This is a genomic window from Devosia sp. FJ2-5-3 (assembly GCF_029201545.1).
In the GTDB taxonomy this organism is placed as follows: domain Bacteria; phylum Pseudomonadota; class Alphaproteobacteria; order Rhizobiales; family Devosiaceae; genus Devosia.
Window position 1 is genome coordinate 642,788 of sequence record NZ_CP104007.1, and the last position, 16,059, is coordinate 658,846.

Here is a 16,059-nt window from a genome sequence, read left to right on the forward strand (position 1 = left end):
TCGGCCAATCTGACCATGCTCTACACAGAGCATGGTTTTCTCGACCGTTTCGACGCCGCCGCCCGGGATGGGTTTGGCGGCGTCGAGTTTGTTTCCCCCTATGAGTTTTCGCCCGACGCGGTGGCCGAGGCGGCGCGCGCTGCGGGTGTAAAGGTGGCGCTGTTCAATTCGCCGGCAGGGGACTGGGGTGCCGGCGAACGTGGCTTTGCCTGCCAGCCGGGTTCGGTCGCGATTTTTCGGGCGGGGATCGAGACGGCGATTGCTTGTGCCGAGGCACTGGACTGCCGGAAACTGCACCTCATGGCCGGGAATGTGCCCGAGGGCGTATCGGCCGAAGAGGCGGAGGCCGTCTTCACCGACAATGTCGGCTGGGCGGCGGAGAAACTGGCCCAGCATGGGATCATGGCGCTGATCGAACCGATCAATTCCGTGGACATGCCGGGCTATGGGCTGTCGAGCCTTGCAGAGGCCGAGCGGGTGCTCAAGGCGGTGGGCCATGGCAATCTGAGGCTGCAATTTGATTTTTATCACATGGCGATGATGGGCGAGGCGCTGGTGGACAATTTCGTCCGGCTGGCGCCGCTGATCGGGCATGTGCAGATCGCCGATTGCCCCGGACGGCATGAGCCGGGAACGGGAAGCATCGATTTTGACGCCGTGTTTTCTGCGCTCGGAAGCTATGGGGGATGGGTCGGGGCGGAATATCGACCGGCGGGAGGCACCAGCGCCGGGCTGGGCTGGATGCGCGGCCCACTTTTCCTGGAAACGCTCTAGGTGCCGCGTGGCTTGGCCCGGCTGGTGGCCGGGGCGGCTATCGGGTCGTCGGGCCAGGGATGGCGCGGGTAGCGGCCCTTGAGATCCTTGACGACATCCTTCCATGAGCCGCGCCAGAAGCCGGGGAGATCGCGCGTCGTCTGGATCGGGCGGCGGGCGGGCGACAGGAGCACCAGCAGCAGCGGCACCTTGCCATTGGCGATGGAGGGGTGGCGGTCGAGCCCGAACAATTCCTGCACGCGGATTTCGAGCGCCGGGCCGTTTTCGGCGGCGTAGTCGATGGGCAGGTGACTGCCTGAGGGCGCGTGGAAATGGCTGGGCAGGTGCTTTTCCATTTCCTGCTTCTTGGCCCAGGGCAAAATGCTTTCGAGCGCCATGCCGAGGTGATCGGCCGAGATATCGGAGAGGCGCGTTTCGCCTAGAATATGGGGGACAAGCCAGGCCGGATCGGCGGCAAGGGCCGTATCCGAGAGATCCGGAAAATCATCACCGAGCGTCTGGTGGAGCCAGGTGGAGCGGGCGCGCAGGGCCTTTTGCTCCTTGCTCCAGGGCAGGGTTTCGGGCCGTTTCAACACCGAGGCTGCGAGAATTTCGGCAGCTTGTTCGAGATCCGTGACCTGCGCGGGCTCGTCGGCGAGGCGCAGCGCATCGAGCCGGCGCTGGCGGCGGGCACGGACCGAACCGGAGGCCGTGTCGAAGGCGAGAATGGTGTCGTCGGTGATGCGGTGGCCGAACAGGGTTTCGAGATCGGCGGGATCGAGCGCGGCGGCGGAACGGATGCGGCCCTGGGTGGCGCTGCCGGTGAGATCAGCCACGACGATGAAGGGCGCGCCGGCGAGGGAATGGGTTTCCTCGAGCTGGGCCTGACGGCCATTGGCGAGGCGGAAACGGCCGCGCGGGCCGGCGGGCTGCGCCACGCGATCAGGAAAAGCGCGGGCGAGGTGATGGCCAGCGTCGCGATTTTCGCCCGATGCGCCGCCCGCAAGCTTGGCCCATCGACGGGCGAGGCTGCGTGCATCGTCGGCTCGGCGGGAGCGATCGGTGCGGAAGCGGTCGAGGCGGCGGGCGAGATCAATGTCGTCGCCGCCGAGACCGCGTTCACCGATGAGCACGGCGAGGTCGGCAGCGGTTTGCGCGTCGCCATCCTCGGCCCCTGCGACCACCATATGGGCGAGGCGCGGGTGGAGCGGGAGTTTGGCGAGGGCTTTTCCGGCCGATGTCAGATGGCCGGATGCGTCGATGGCGTCGAGGCGGGTGAGGAGTGTTTTGGCCTCGGTCCAGGCAGGCGCAGGCGGGGGATCGAGGAAGCCCATTTGCGCCGGGTCGGAGACGCCCCAGGCGGCGAGGTCGAGGACTAGACCCGAGAGATCGGCGGCGAGAATTTCGGGCGTGTCGAAAGCTTCGAGCGCCGAAGTCTGGCCCTCATTCCAGAGGCGGATGCAGACACCCGGGCTGGTGCGGCCGGCGCGGCCACGGCGCTGATCGGCGCCAGCGCGCGAGACGCGGGTGGTGGCGAGCGTGGTGAGCCCGGTGGCCGGTTCATAGACGGGGACGCGGCGGAAACCAGAATCGATGACGATGCGCACGCCTTCGATGGTCAGCGAGGTTTCGGCGATGGAGGTGGCGAGGACGATCTTGCGTCGTCCGTCGGGGGCGGGCTGGATGGCGGCGTCCTGCTCGGCGGGGCTGAGCTGGCCATAAAGCGGAGCCAGATCGGTATTGGGCGGGAGGCGTGTGGCGAGGCGCTCGGCGGTGCGGGTGATTTCGCCTTGGCCGGGGAGGAAAACGAGGGCGGAGCCTTCGTGCTCGCGCAGGGCTTTTAGGGTTGCGGCCGTCACCTGGTCTTCCATGCGCTTGAGCGGGTCGGGCTCGGCATAAAAGGTTTCGACCGGGAAGGTGCGGCCGGGGCTGTCGATCACCGGGGCATTGTCGAGCAATTTGGCCACGCGCGCGCCGTCGATGGTGGCGGACATGACGAGGAGGCGCAGATCGGGCCGCAGGGCGCGGGCGTCGAGCGCCAAAGCGAGGCCGAGATCGGCGTCGAGGCTGCGCTCGTGGAATTCGTCAAAGATGATGGCGGCGACGCCGGACAATTCCGGATCGTCGAGCAGCATGCGGGTGAAGACACCCTCGGTGACGATCTCGATGCGGGTGCGGGCGGAGATTTTGCTCTCGAGGCGGACGCGGTAGCCGATGGTGCCGCCGACATCCTCGCCGATGAGTTTGGCCATCTGCCGGGCGGCAGCGCGGGCGGCGAGGCGGCGGGGTTCGAGCATGATGATCTTGGCGTCCCCGCGCCAGGATGCGTCGAGCAATGCCAGGGGTACGCGTGTCGTCTTGCCGGCGCCGGGCTGGGCCACGAGCACGGCGGCGCTGCCCTTTACGAGCGCGTCGCAGAGGGCGGGCAGGGCGGCATCGATGGGCAGGGGTGGCAATTTGGGGAAGGGGATTTTCATGGCTCCTTTACCCGCTGCTTACCCGGCTGGTGTAAATGGCTCAAGCACTTGCCGGTGACGAATGTTTTCTTCTTCGTGACTGCGGGCTAGGGTCCGGTGCCAAAAAGGACTTTTGTCGTCGGAGGACGCATGCAACTCACGCGGATCAGCAATAGCGAGCTTACCGTCGACGTGGCCGCGCTCGGGGCGGAAATGCAGGCGCTTTCGACCCGCGACGGTCGCAATTGGCTGTGGAGCGGCGATGCCAGCTTCTGGACCGGACGCTCGCCCATCCTGTTCCCCATGGTGGGCCGCGCCCCGATGGATACGATCAGCGTCGGCACCGAGCGTTACCAGATGGGCCAGCATGGCTTTGCCCGGCGCAGCGCCTTTACCCTTGTCGAAGAATGGCGCGAGCATTGCATCTACCGGCTGGAGGCCTCCGAGCCGACGCGGGCGATGTTTCCGTTCGATTTCCAGCTCGATATCGAGCACCGGCTCGAGGGACGGGCGGTCGTGGTTACCGCGACCGTGAGCAATCGCGATACAAGAACCATGCCCTTTGGCGTGGGCTTTCACCCTGCCTTTGCCTGGCCCTTGCCCGGTGGAGAAGGACAAAGCCATTCCGTAGCGCTGGACAATGGCGGTGCTCCCGAGGTCTTCCGGCTCTCCGGCGGGCTGGTCAATCCGGTGGCCGGACATTCGCCCTTCGAGGCGGGCCGGCTGACCCTCAACCACGCCGATTTTGAAAATGACGCCATGATCTTCCCGCAGGGTGCCGGCAAGGGCCTGCGCTATGCCAGCGAGAACGGCCCCGCAGTGCACTTCACCTGGGAAAATCTGCCCAATCTGGCGCTGTGGACCAAGCCGGGCGCGGGTTTTATTTGCCTTGAACCCTGGCACGGGATGGCAGCCGAAGTGGGCGGCAGCGATGCGCTCGACCAGCGGCCCTATACGGTGCTGCTCGAGGCCGGTGCGACGGCGCGCTATTCCTTCCGGGCCGAACTGATCGGTTGATCCCACCGCCTTGAGAGGCGGTCAGAGGCTGCTGGCCGCGACAAACTCGCGGGTATAGTCCGCCTTGAGGTCGCGGGCGCGCAATTGCTCGCGGGTGACGGTTTCCACCAGCCGTGCGTTCTGCAGCACGGTGAAGCGGTCGCACATGTAAGAGACCACAGCCAGATTGTGGCTGACGATGATGAAGGTCAGGTCGAGCTTTTCGCGCAGCGTATTGAGCAGATTGAGGATTTCGGCCTGGATGGAAACGTCGAGAGCCGAGGTCGGCTCGTCGAGCAGCAGCAGTTTTGGCGAGAGGGCGAGGGCGCGGGCAATGGCAACGCGCTGGCGCTGGCCGCCCGAAAGCTCGTGCGGATAGCGATAGGCGAAATTCTGACCCAGCCCGATGAGGTCGAGCAGTTCCAGCGCCCGCGCCTCGGCATTGGCCATGCCGTGGATGCGCATGGGCTCGGCAATGGCCTTGCCGATGAGATGGCGCGGATGAAGCGAGGCATAGGGGTCCTGGAACACCATCTGGGCGCGCTGGGCGAATGCTTTTCGCGACCGGTCGGGGGCCGGGGCGCCGTCGAGCGTGATGGTGCCGGACCAGTCGGCATTGAGCCCCATGATGGTGCGCAGAATGGTCGATTTTCCCGAGCCGCTTTCGCCGACGAGCCCAAAGCTCTCGCCGCGGGCGACGGCGAAGCTGACATCATCAACCACCGTGGTGGAGCTGAAGCGGACGGAGAGATTGTCGACGGTGAGGATATTGTCTGGCTTTGTCATAGCGCCTGTCTCCAGGCGTCTTCGCGCTGTAGGGTGGGCAAGGGATCGAGCGGTCCGTCAATGGTGGGGAGGCACGCGAGCAGGCCTCTGGTATAGGGATGTTCGGCCTTGTGCAGATCGGATGCGGCGAGGGTTTCGACGATCTGGCCGGCATACATGACGATGATGCGGTCGCAGAAGCGGCTGACCAGCTGCAGATCGTGGCTGATGAAGATCAGTCCCATCTGGCGGCGGGTCACCAGCTCGTCGAGAATGTTGAGCACCTGCATCTGCACGGTGACGTCGAGGGCAGAAGTGGGCTCGTCGGCAATGAGCAGATCGGGTTCGCGGACCACCATCATGGCGATCATGATGCGCTGGCCCATGCCGCCCGAAAGCTCATGGGGGTAGCGATCGAACACGGCCTCCGGATTGCGGATGTGCAGGCTTTCAAGCATGTCGAGCGCGATCTTTTTCGCCTCGGTCTTGCCCAGCTTGCGATTGCCGATGCGGATGGCTTCGACGATCTGCTTGCCCACCGGCATGACCGGATTTAGGGAGAATTTGGGGTCCTGCAGTACCATGCCGAGGCGGCTGCCGCGCAGTTTTCGCCTTTCGCCGCGGCTGGCTTTGAGCAAGTCGATCCCGTCAAACGACAATATATCGGCTTCGACGCGGGCGTAATCGGGCAGGACGCCGAGAAGGGCGCGGCCGGAGAGGGATTTGCCCGAGCCGCTCTCGCCGACAATGCCGAGCTTTTCGCGGCCGAGCGCGAAGCTGACGCCGCGCACGGCCTGATGCCAGCCGCCCTCTTCGGTGGGGAAGGAGATGCGCAGGTTTTTGATTTCGGCCAGGGGCGCGGTCATGATCTGGCCTTCAGGTGCGGGTCGAGCAGATCGCGGATGGCATCACCCAGAAGGTTGAAGCCGAGCGAGACGATGAAGATGGCAAAGCCGGGGACGGTTGCCACCCACCACTGGTCGAAGATGAATTTGCGGCCGGTGGAGATCATGGCGCCCCATTCGGGCAGGGGCGGCTGGGCGCCGAGGCCGATAAAGCCGAGGCCCGCGGCGGTGAGGATGATGCCGGCCATGTCGAGCGTCATGCGCACGATGACCGAGGAGAGGCACATCGGGATGATGTGAAAGAAGATGATGTGGAACTCCGACGCCCCGGCGAGGCGGACGGCGTTCACATAATCGCTGTTGCGCACGGCGAGGGCCTCGGCGCGGGCCATGCGGGCATAGGGCGGCCAGGCGGTGAGCGTGATCGCGATGGCGGCATTGACGATGCCGGGGCCGAGGGCGGCGACGAAGGCCAGCGCCAGGAGCAGTTTGGGGACGGCGAGGAAAACGTCGGTGATGCGCATGAAAAGCGCATCGAGCCAGCCGCCATAGGTGCCGGAAACGACGCCGATGAGCAGGCCAATGGGGGCCGAGGTGACGATCACCAGCGCGACGATAAGGAGGGTCAGGCGCGAGCCATAGATGACGCGGGAGAGGATGTCGCGCCCGAGTTCGTCCGAGCCGAGCCAGAATTCGGCCCCGGGCGCGGTAAGGCGGGCGGCAAGATTGGGCAGGTAGGGGTCAAAGGGCGCGATCAGCTCGGCAAAGGCGGCGCAGAAGAGGAGCGCCAGAAGAATGAAGAGGCCGAACATGCCCAGGGGATTGCGGGCAAAGCGGCGGGAAAAGCTGACGATCTGCTTCCAGCGAGCGCGACCGGCGCTGTCGACGGGAAGCGCGGTGTCCACGGCGCTCATTTGCTGGCCTCCCGGGTGCGCGGGTCGAGCGTGGCGTAGAGCACGTCCGAAAGCTGATTGAGGAGAATGAAGATGGCGCCGACAAGGAAGGTGCCGCCAAGCACGGCATTGATGTCGCCCCGGAACAGCGAGGAGGCAATGTAATTGCCGATGCCGGGCCAGCCGAAGACGGTTTCGATCAGCACCGAACCTTCGAGGAGCCCGCCATAGGAGAGGGCGATGATGGTGACGAGCGGAATGGCGGCATTGCGCAGGGCATGGCCGAGCACGACCTCAAGCTCGCTGGCGCCCTTGAGGCGCGCGGTGAGGACATATTCCTGGGTGAGCTGGTCGAGCATGAGCGAGCGCGTCATGCGCGAGAGATAGGCCATGGAAAAATAGCCGATGAGGCAGACCGGCAGGATGATGTGGCTGACAGCGTTCCAGAACACCTCCCACTCGCCGCGCAGCAGGCTGTCGATGAGGATGGAATTGGTGATGGGCTTGACCACGCCGACATAGAAGACGTCGAGCTGTCCGGGGCCGGCGACCCAGCTGAGCTTATAGTAAAACACATAGAGCCCGACGAGGCCGAGCCAGAAGATGGGCACCGAATAGCCGATCAGGCCGATGATGCGGATGAGGTGATCGGGCCATTTGTCGTGCCAATAGGCCGAGGCGACACCGGCAGGAATGCCGAGCACAACGCCGAGGACGAGGCCAAGCGTTGCCAGCTCCAGCGTGGCGGGGAAAAAGCTCAGGAGATCGGTGAGGACGGGGCGCGTGGTGGTGAAGGAGGTGCCGAAATCGCCCTGGAGGAGTTTCAGCGTATAGGAGGTGAACTGTTCCCAGACCGGTTTATCGAGGCCGAGCTCGTAGAAAACCTTGTCATAGGCTTCCGGCGTCGCCTTCTCGCCGACAATGGAGAGGACCGGATCGATCGGGATGACGCGGCCGATGAAAAAGGTCAGCGCGACAAGGCCGAGCAGGGTTATGGCGGTGGTGACCAGCCCGTTGGCGATGCGCTTGAGGCGCACGAGATTTGGAGAGGCGATAGCGGCCACGGATCGGTCCTGGTCACGAGGAGGGCGCGGCGGCCGGAGCCGCCACGCCGGAGTTGGGGACTAGTTCTTGGTGGCCTTCCAATAGCGGTCGTCCGACAGCGTCAGGCCCAGTTCGAGGTTTTCGACATTGGCGCGGACGGCGACGCGGCGCACTTCCTGGAACATGTAGAGGAAGGGCGAGATGTCGGTGTGTTCGAGCTGGATTTCCTCGTACATCTGACGGCGCTTCTCGTTGTCGTTCTCGCGCAGCGCGGCCATGGTGCGCGGCGAGATATCGCCAGCGTCCCAACCGAAGCGGTCGGCAAGGCTCGACGAGCCATCCGGGGTGTCTTCGGAATTGACGGCAAAGGCCTTGGCGTTGGAGTGCGGATCTGGATAGTCCGGACCCCAGAGACCAACCCAGATGTCGAGATCGGCCGAGCGGTAGCGTTCCAGCCACTGCTGACCGTCGACGACGAGCAGGTTCAGCTCAACGCCGGCCTGCGCCATGGTGGCCTGAGCGGCCTGGGCGAAGTCGGTGTAGGGAGGCGTGTTCCAGACGACGGCGTCGAGTTTGACGGGCGTCTGCACGCCGCTCGAAGCGATCAGTTCCTTGGCCTTTTCGATATCGAGCGAATAGGGGTTGTGGTCGATGGCGCCCAAAAAGCCTTCGGGAACGAAGGTCTGGTGGGTCTTGATCGTGCCCTGACCGATGGTCTGCTCGATGCCTTCATAGTCGACGAGATACTTCATCGCCTTGACGAAATCGGGCTTGGAGAGGGCTTCGTTGCGGACGTTGAGACCGAAATAATAGATGACGCCGGAGCTGCCATCTAGGGTCTTGACGTCGGCATTGCCAGCGATCGAGGCGTGGTCGTCGGCGCCGAGCTTGTTGGCGATGTCGATGTCACCCTTTTCGAGCAGGAGGCGCTGGGCAGCGCTTTCCGGAACGTGCTGGAAGAAGATGCGCTCCATGGCAGGGGCTTCCTGCCAGAAGTTTTCGTTGCGGTTGAGCATGATGGACTGCTTGGGCGTCCAGGTGCCGAGCACATAGGGGCCGGAGCCGGCTGAATTGGCCTGCTTGAGCCAGGCATTGCCCATGTCGCCATCGACCTCGTTTTCCATCACGAGCTTGCTGTCGACGATGCCGCCGCTGTGCGAGGAAAGGGCATAGAGCACGAAGGATTCGGCGTAGGGTTCGCCGATTTCGAACACGAGGGTCGCGTCATCGGTCGCCTTGATGCGCTCTTCGACGTTTTCAGCCGAGAGGCCGAGCTGGGTCAAAAGGAAGGCCGAGCGCGAGGCCATCTTGACCACGCGGCGCAGCGAAAATTCGGCGTCATGGGCGGTGACCGGATTGCCCGAGGCGAACTTGGCGGCCGGGTTCATCTTGAAGGTGAACGTCTTGCCGTCTTCCGAGACGGTCCAGCTTTCGGCCAGGACGCCGTAGATCTTGGTCGGGTCCTTGACGTCGGGGGCGATCAGGGTCTGGTAGATCTGCTTGGCGGCCATGATGCCGCCCACTTCGCCCACTTCACCGGGGTCGAGGGTGATGATGTCGTCGAGCGCGTCGGCGATCACCAGCGTATTGGCGGGGGTGGCTGCATAGGTGACGCCGGTGAGCATGGTCATGCCCAGAAGCGCCGCGGTCAGCGTCCTCATTAGTTTCATCGTCAAATCTCCCTTGGTTTATCGGCTGCGTTCCCGGCAGCGGCGACGATTTTTTCAGCCGGGCCGGCATATTCGGAAAACACCTTCATGGTGCCGACCCAGAGTTCTATGGCCGTGTCCTGGCCCGGATTGCGCGACATATGCGGCAGGCTGGACGCGAAATGCAGCGTGCCGCCCGCTTCGAGCGGATATTCCACCCCGTCGACGACGTAGAGCATGGTGCCGCTGATCAGGTAGACGAAGTCCTCGCCTTCATGGCGCATGATTTCGGAGGCAAAGCCGGGGGGAATATGGGTGATGCAGGCATTGAGCGCCGCATCGGCAAAGCCCGGCTCCAGAAATTCGTAGGAGGGCGCAGTGGCTCCGAGCGAGAATTTCGCCCGCTTGGTCGAGTGGGAGACCATCTGGTGCTGGCGGGGCGGGGCCTCAGACAGAAACTGATCGACGCCGGTATCGAGCGCGCGCGCCACCGCATAGAGCGAGACAAGCGAGGGCCGGGAAATGTCGCGCTCGATCTGGGAAATGAAACCGACGGTCAGCCCGCTCGCCTGGGCGACGCTGGCAATGGTGAGGCCGAGCTCGCGACGACGAGCCCTCAGCCTGTTGCCCAGGGTCGGTGCGGTGGTAGCAGGATCCAACGCGCCCTCCCTGTCGTCGATCTGTTTAGCTACACTAAACAGATCGGAAAGCGGCGGTCAATCCTGTCTAATTGTATAGGAATGAAGCGTTTTTTCCAGTGCCGCGGTTTCATCGATGATCTCGGCAAAGCCGAGTTCAGCGCGAATGCGGGTGGTGTCGAGGGTGAGGGGATAGCGCAGATCCATGGCCTCGGCCCGGTCTGCCCAGATGCCTTGCCCGGGCGGCGCCGCGACGACTTCGGCCTTCGAGCCCAGCATGGGGAGCAGGAGGCGAGCCCAGTCGGCGGCGGGGCGAACAAAGTTCTGGCCGACATTATAGGTGCGGCCGCTGGCCTTGGGGTGGAGCGCGGCGAGCACGAAGGCCTCGGCGATATCTTCGACATAGCCATAGGAATTGAGCCAGCCATAGGCGCGCTCATCCATGGCAAAAGTCTCGCCCTTGGCATTGTCGGCGACCCAGCCGAAACGGCGCTGCTTGTCGGCGACGCCAAAGATCATCGGGGGACGCAGGATGACAAAGTCCATGCCGGCAGCGCGCACGGCATCCTCGATGACGATCTTGTCGTAATTGTCGAAGAGGTCGTCGCTGACACCCTGGGGACGGCGGGAATTGCCGCGATAGGGGTAGCGCATGGTCCGCAGCGGCGCATCTTCATCGGATGGTTCGAGACGGACCGGTGGCGCGCCCTTCTTGAGAAGGCCCTCATAATTGGCGTAGACGTCGACGGAGCTCGTGAGGATATAGCGGGCCTTCACGGCGCGCGCGGCATTGATCACGGCCTGCGTGTTGCCAAGGCTGAGCGCAAAGATGTCGATGACGACGCTGACATCATGCTGGCGGAAGATCTCGACCAGCGCGGCCTCGTCGGCGCGATCGGCATGGGCGATGGCAATGGCGTCGGGGAGGTTGGCCGGCTCGTTGCCACGGTGAACGACAAGCGCTTTCTCGCCATGGGCCAGAAGGCGCAGGGCCACGTTGCGGCCCAGAAATCCGCTGCCACCGATGATTGCTATGGTCATGAAAAGTCCGGCTCAAATCCTGTTTGCCGGCACTCTAGCCCATGGGCCATTAGGGCGCACGGTCAAAAAAAGAGGCGGGACTGTCCCGCCTCTCCAAACACTTTGCCTGTGGCGCGATCAGCGCTGGGCGGCTGCCTCTTCAGGGGTCAGCGGGCCGAAATCATTGCCCCAGGAATTGCGGATATAGCTGCCGATCTGGGCGACGACTTCATCGGAGAGATCAGCGCCCACCGCCGGCATGTAACCCATGCCGTGGATGATGGTGGAGGCGACGAAGGCAGCGTCGGACAGGTTTGGATTGGCGGCGAGAACCGCGCCGGCGCCGCCCTCCCCGTTTACCCCGTGGCAGCCCGAGCAATTGGCGACAAATTCCGGCTGGCCGGCCGCGACCAGCGCAGCGAGGTCCATTTCACCACCGGCTGGAGTGGCCGAGGCTTCAGGGGCAGAGGGCGCCGCGGCCCCGGGGGCTGCACCGAGATTGGCCGGATTTTCAGACTCTTCCGGGCCGCCCAATTTCTGGGCCTCGTCACCCGCAGCCGAGCCACCGCCTGCTCCAAGGGCATTCCCCTCTTCACCGCCATAGGTGAATTTGAGGATGGCGCCGGGATTGTGCAATACGCTCGTGGTCAGCTCGTCGCCATAGAGCTGGGCGGCAGAGCCGAAGGCGTCGGTGGCGATATAAACGGTCTTGCCGTCTTCCGAGACCAGTACGTCGCGATAGCGGTTCTGCGTGCCCAGCCAGGCAACGGGCAGGCCCTCTGCGGCAGTGCCGTCTTCACTCATCTTCTGGACGTAGAGAACGCCATGCTTGAGGGTGGGGAGAAGGAGGGAATTGTCCCATTCGGGAATGCCGTCCTCGCCCGCATCGTAGAAGAGTATCGAAGATGGCGCGATGGTGGGGTTACAGACAAAGCCGCACTGTTCGCCGAAGGGGAAATCGCTCTCGACGGTGAAATAGGTCGCCAGCGGATCGACCATCTCGCCCTGGAACGCGGATTCGAGGGTTTCCGGCACGCCTTCGGGTGTGGGCGTGGTGATGCGCTGCACGCTTTCGGGCGCCTCGCTCCAGTTGATGTAGGAATAGGCCTTGTCGTCGATAAAGCCGGCCACCAGCGGCCAGCCATAATTGCCGCCCGGCTGGATGATGTTGATCTCGTCATCGCTCGAGGGGCCGTGCTCGGTTTCGTAGAGCACGCCATTGGGGCCGAAGGCGATGCCCTGAGGATTGCGGTGGCCATAGGAATAAATATGGCTCTTCACCCCGTTAATTTCAGGATTGTCCTCGGGGATCGAGCCATCGAGCTCGAGTCTAAGGATCTTGCCCGAATAGGTCTGCCAGTCCTCGGCCTCCACCTGCTCGGCGGTGGGCAGGTCCTGCGCCCGATTGTGCAGGCGGAAATTGCGCCCGAAATTGGCGCCCTGTTCGCCGATGGAATAATAAAGCTTGTTGTCAGGTCCGAAGACGACGCGACCGGCATTGTGGTCATTGCCGCCGGGCAGGCCGGAGATCAGCACTTCGGGCGAGCCCAGCTGGCCGGTGGCCGCATCATAGGTGTAGCGCACGATCTGGGCGGAGGCTTGGGGTGTGGTCTCGTCGCCGACATTGACGGTGTAGCCGATATAGACGAAGTCGTTGCCGGTGCCTTCGCCAAGCTCGGGATGCAGCGCCAGGCCAAGAAGGCCTTCGTGCTGGGGCCCGGTATAGACATCGCTCAACGTCAGGATGACCTGCTGGGCACCGGTTACGGGGTCGACCTTGGTGACCTCGCCGCTGGTGCGCTCGGTCAGCCAGATCTGGCCGTCGGGACCCCAGTGCATGGCCCATGGATTGCTCAGCGCGGTGGTCAGGACCCGCGATGAGAACAATTCGTTCTGTCCTTTTTCGATCTCGACCGGCGTTTCCTGTGCGGTCACGATCATGGGGTGCGCAAGCAGCAAACTGCCCATTGCGACACTCGCCCATAATCCGATCTGATTGTTCCTGCCAGCACGACGCATGGTTATAACACTAGCCATTGGGGTTTTCCTCGGAAGTGGTTCGGATAGGGAAGGCCGCAGCGCAGACATGCCGGGTCTGACGGACCAACGCCCGGCAAGGGAGTTTGGTTCACCGGCGGCCCGGCTCTTTTCAGCTTTCCGTGAACGCCCGGCGTCTTTCGCCTCCCCCGACGCGTCGCGCGCCTGCGCACCATCCTTGATCGGAACGGGGCTACACCTAAAACGTTATCGCCAGCGCGGAGGCCTCGGCTGGCCGTCATTCTTGTGGCAAGGAGCGCCTAGCATGGCTACGCGCAAGCACATCGGCACCGCCGGTTGGGGCATCTCGGGCGAGTTGTCGCAGCGCTTTTCGGGCGCCGGCAGTGCCTTGGCGCGCTATGCCAGAGTGTTCGACGCCGTCGAGATCAATTCCAGCTTTTACCGCCGCCACCGCCCGTCCACCTGGCAGAACTGGCACGATGCGGTGCCCGCTCATTTCCGCTTTTCCGTGAAACTGCCCAGAACCATCACGCATGAGCGGCAGCTCGTGGATGCGGAGGAGGAGATCGCTGCCTTCGCCGACGACGTTGCCCTGCTCGGCGAAAAGCTCGGACCGATCCTCGTGCAATTGCCGCCTTCCCTGGCGTTCGAGCGCGCCCGGGCGGCCCTCTTCTTCACCCTGCTGCGCCGACGGCTCAGCGGCCAGGTGGTGATCGAGCCCCGACATGTCAGCTGGGGCCAGCCCGATGTCGATGCCGTGCTCGCCGAATCCGATATCGGCAGGGTGTTCGCCGATCCGCAAAAGCCGGAACTGCGGCGCGAGCCGCGCGCAAGGAGTTTCACCTATCTGCGCCTGCACGGCGCGCCACGGGTCTATTTTTCGGCCTATTCGGTCCAGGAGCTAACCCGTTATGCCCAGATCATGCGCGAAGCCCAGGCCGATATCTGGTGCATCTTCGACAATACCGCTTCCGGCGCCGCACTGCGCAATGGCCTCGAACTCCAGGCCATCCTGGCGCGGATGTGACGGGCAGGCCCGTCCAGCCCGATTTTCGCCTCGATCGGAACGAATAATCTCGGCGATATTTTCGTAACCTACGGACCCTAAAGAGAATTCTCTTTGACTAATTGTATACCGATGCAGCGTCTATTGCGCGCGATTTTCTGGGCACGATCACCGATGCTGCCAGTTCGATCGCCAATCTGGACCTGATCGTGGCCAAGGCCGTTGCCGATGCCACCGGCACGGGGCAGTTGCCGCCACCAGCACCTCCGGTGTTTTCGGCAGTGCTTTCGGGCAACACAATCAGCTTCAACCATCCTGGCGAAGACATCGTCCTCACGGTAAGCGGCACCGCGCCGAAGACTTATGAATTTACCACGTCTGGAGCGATGACGGGCACATCCAGTGTCCAGGTCACGAGCGCGGTGACGGATATCGTCGTGCCCGCAGGCAAGACCCTAACCATCCGGGAAGCCGATTTTGCCGGGATCAGCGCCTTTAGTGGGCCTGGTACCATCAAGATCACCGATCCGGATGGCAGCGAGATCCTCGCCACCGAACTGCAGGGCCATCAGGATGCCGTGGCCGGCCTGCTCGATGCGACGGCCTATTCGAAAATCATCGGCACAGTCGCTGATTTGACTGCACTTCTCGTGACCAATCAGGGAATTTCGGGCAACAAGATCAAGACGGCCGACAATGTTGGTGTGCTGATCACGGGCACGACGACGGCGACGGCCGCCGAGCTCAGGGCGCTGGAGGCTGCGACCACAGGGTTCGTCGATGCAAGTGCGATTACGACCCTGTCTGGAACGATCGCGGATACCAAGCTGATGCTCGTGACCAACAAGGGCACGACGGGCGACACGATCAGAACGGCCGACAATGTTGTCGTGACGCTCTCAGACAGCGGTACGGCGGAGGCCAGTGATCTCAACGCGATCAACACCGCCACGGGGGGGAAGATCACTGCCGGTTCAATTACGACGATTACCGGGGTGAACGCGGATCAGTTCTGCGCTGTCGGCCATTCGAAGCGATATGTCTCTCAGCGTACTCAATCTCACTGAAGTAATTTATACGGACGCTGCGAGTTTAGGTACTGCTCTCTTCCGGCAAGACACGACGATTAAGCTCGCCGATGCTCCGGGCAACTACGTGGCGGTCACCTCAGGTATGGTCGCAAGCGGTAAAGTTTTGACGGTCGATGGTTCGGCCGTCACCGCGACCAATGCCATCACCATGAACGTGTCGTCGCTGGCCTCATCAACTCATGTTTTCATTGGCGGCGCAGGTAATGACTCGTTCCGAGGCGGTTACGGCTTCGACACCATCTACGGTGGTGGTGGCGATGACGAAATCAGGGGCGACGACGGAAACGATGTGCTCAACGGCGAGGCGGGCAACGACACGATCTTCGGCGGTGCAGGCAATGACACCATCAATGGCGGCGATGGTAACGACAGGATCGACGGCGGGAACGGCGCTGACATCCTCACCGGCGGCGCCGGCGCGGACATCTTCCGCTACTTTGAGCCGATGGAGGGCGGTGACACGATCACCGATTTCTCCAGCGAGGACAGGATCGCCATCAGTGAGCTGGATTTCCCGGGATATGGCACTGTCATCGAACGCTCGGGAGCTGGAGCATATACGGACTCGGTGCTTCCGGACGCGCAAGGCGCTCTGCTCCTTTACACCAATACCGACACAGGCATCATGCAGTTGATTGCCGACTATAACGGCAATGGTGGCGGCTATTCCTACATCGTCGTCACCTTTGCGGAGGGCACAATGGCCACGGTCGGGCAGATCCTGTTCCACTACTATACGGGCGACGGCTGGGGCTCCTGACCGCTCCTTTTCAAGTTGTCTGCCGCTTGGGCGCTACCCGCCCAGGCGGAAATTGCACCAGCGTGCCGCCGTCCTCGATGGATCCGGCACGCACCGTCCGCTCCCGGCGCAGCACGCGCTGGGAGGGGGACATGAACGCCCTCTC

The 16,059-nt window shown here is 63.4% G+C and carries 15 protein-coding genes; 5 read left to right on the forward strand and 10 right to left on the reverse strand.

Annotation, left to right across the window (positions count from 1 at the left end; translation table 11 throughout):
* Positions 1-15: 15 nt before the first annotated feature.
* The gene (locus tag N0P34_RS03215; RefSeq protein ID WP_275606912.1) at positions 16-774 is read left to right on the forward strand and encodes a TIM barrel protein; all 759 of its coding nucleotides are present in this window, start codon (positions 16-18) and stop codon (positions 772-774) included.
* On the opposite strand, the gene hrpB is transcribed toward N0P34_RS03215, so the two are convergent.
* Positions 771-3,230: an ATP-dependent helicase HrpB gene (hrpB, locus tag N0P34_RS03220; RefSeq protein ID WP_275605576.1), complete on the reverse strand. Its 2,460-nt coding sequence runs from the start codon at positions 3,228-3,230 to the stop codon at positions 771-773. The genes N0P34_RS03215 and hrpB overlap by 4 nt on opposite strands.
* A gap of 129 nt (positions 3,231-3,359) precedes the next feature.
* Between hrpB and N0P34_RS03225 the strand changes: the two genes are divergently transcribed.
* Positions 3,360-4,226 carry an aldose 1-epimerase family protein gene (locus N0P34_RS03225; protein ID WP_275605577.1) on the forward strand — a complete coding sequence of 289 codons (867 nt, stop codon included), beginning with the start codon at positions 3,360-3,362 and terminating at the stop codon, positions 4,224-4,226.
* 21 nt (positions 4,227-4,247) lie between these two features.
* On the opposite strand, the gene N0P34_RS03230 is transcribed toward N0P34_RS03225, so the two are convergent.
* The 8 genes from N0P34_RS03230 to N0P34_RS03265 all read right to left on the reverse strand — a co-directional run bounded on the left by N0P34_RS03230 (position 4,248) and on the right by N0P34_RS03265 (position 13,027).
* Positions 4,248-4,991, reverse strand: a complete 744-nt coding sequence (locus N0P34_RS03230; RefSeq protein ID WP_275605578.1) for an ABC transporter ATP-binding protein — start codon at positions 4,989-4,991, stop codon at positions 4,248-4,250.
* Positions 4,988-5,836: an ABC transporter ATP-binding protein gene (locus tag N0P34_RS03235; protein ID WP_275605579.1), complete on the reverse strand. Its 849-nt coding sequence runs from the start codon at positions 5,834-5,836 to the stop codon at positions 4,988-4,990. The genes N0P34_RS03230 and N0P34_RS03235 overlap by 4 nt, the downstream gene beginning before the upstream one ends.
* The gene (gene nikC / locus N0P34_RS03240) at positions 5,833-6,729 is read right to left on the reverse strand and encodes a nickel transporter permease (protein ID WP_275605580.1); all 897 of its coding nucleotides are present in this window, start codon (positions 6,727-6,729) and stop codon (positions 5,833-5,835) included. Before nikC ends, N0P34_RS03235 begins: the two co-directional genes overlap by 4 nt.
* Positions 6,726-7,772 carry an ABC transporter permease gene (locus N0P34_RS03245; protein ID WP_275605581.1) on the reverse strand — a complete coding sequence of 349 codons (1,047 nt, stop codon included), beginning with the start codon at positions 7,770-7,772 and terminating at the stop codon, positions 6,726-6,728. Before N0P34_RS03245 ends, nikC begins: the two co-directional genes overlap by 4 nt.
* Positions 7,773-7,832: 60 nt before the next feature.
* Entirely contained in the window at positions 7,833-9,422 is a 1,590-nt protein-coding gene (locus N0P34_RS03250) for an ABC transporter substrate-binding protein (protein ID WP_275605582.1), read from the reverse strand.
* A gap of 2 nt (positions 9,423-9,424) precedes the next feature.
* A complete protein-coding gene (locus N0P34_RS03255) occupies positions 9,425-10,060 on the reverse strand; it encodes a cupin domain-containing protein (protein WP_275605583.1) in 636 nt (211 codons plus the stop codon).
* Between the two features lie 57 nt (positions 10,061-10,117).
* Entirely contained in the window at positions 10,118-11,080 is a 963-nt protein-coding gene (locus N0P34_RS03260) for an NAD-dependent epimerase/dehydratase family protein (protein WP_275605584.1), read from the reverse strand.
* A gap of 117 nt (positions 11,081-11,197) precedes the next feature.
* The gene (locus N0P34_RS03265) at positions 11,198-13,027 is read right to left on the reverse strand and encodes a glucose/sorbosone family PQQ-dependent dehydrogenase (protein WP_275605585.1); all 1,830 of its coding nucleotides are present in this window, start codon (positions 13,025-13,027) and stop codon (positions 11,198-11,200) included.
* Positions 13,028-13,361: 334 nt separating this feature from the next.
* On the opposite strand from N0P34_RS03265, the gene N0P34_RS03270 reads away from it, so the two are divergent.
* The 3 genes from N0P34_RS03270 to N0P34_RS03280 all read left to right on the forward strand — a co-directional run bounded on the left by N0P34_RS03270 (position 13,362) and on the right by N0P34_RS03280 (position 15,914).
* Entirely contained in the window at positions 13,362-14,084 is a 723-nt protein-coding gene (locus tag N0P34_RS03270) for a DUF72 domain-containing protein (RefSeq protein WP_275605586.1), read from the forward strand.
* Positions 14,085-14,185: 101 nt separating this feature from the next.
* The gene (locus tag N0P34_RS03275; RefSeq protein WP_275605587.1) at positions 14,186-15,130 is read left to right on the forward strand and encodes a hypothetical protein; all 945 of its coding nucleotides are present in this window, start codon (positions 14,186-14,188) and stop codon (positions 15,128-15,130) included.
* Positions 15,102-15,914: a hypothetical protein gene (locus N0P34_RS03280; protein WP_275605588.1), complete on the forward strand. Its 813-nt coding sequence runs from the start codon at positions 15,102-15,104 to the stop codon at positions 15,912-15,914. The genes N0P34_RS03275 and N0P34_RS03280 overlap by 29 nt, the downstream gene beginning before the upstream one ends.
* A gap of 10 nt (positions 15,915-15,924) precedes the next feature.
* Here N0P34_RS03280 and N0P34_RS03285 read toward each other — a convergent pair whose 3' ends face one another.
* Positions 15,925-16,047, reverse strand: coding sequence for a hypothetical protein (locus tag N0P34_RS03285; protein ID WP_275605589.1), 123 nt, complete (start codon positions 16,045-16,047; stop codon positions 15,925-15,927).
* Between the last annotated feature and the right edge of the window lie 12 nt (positions 16,048-16,059).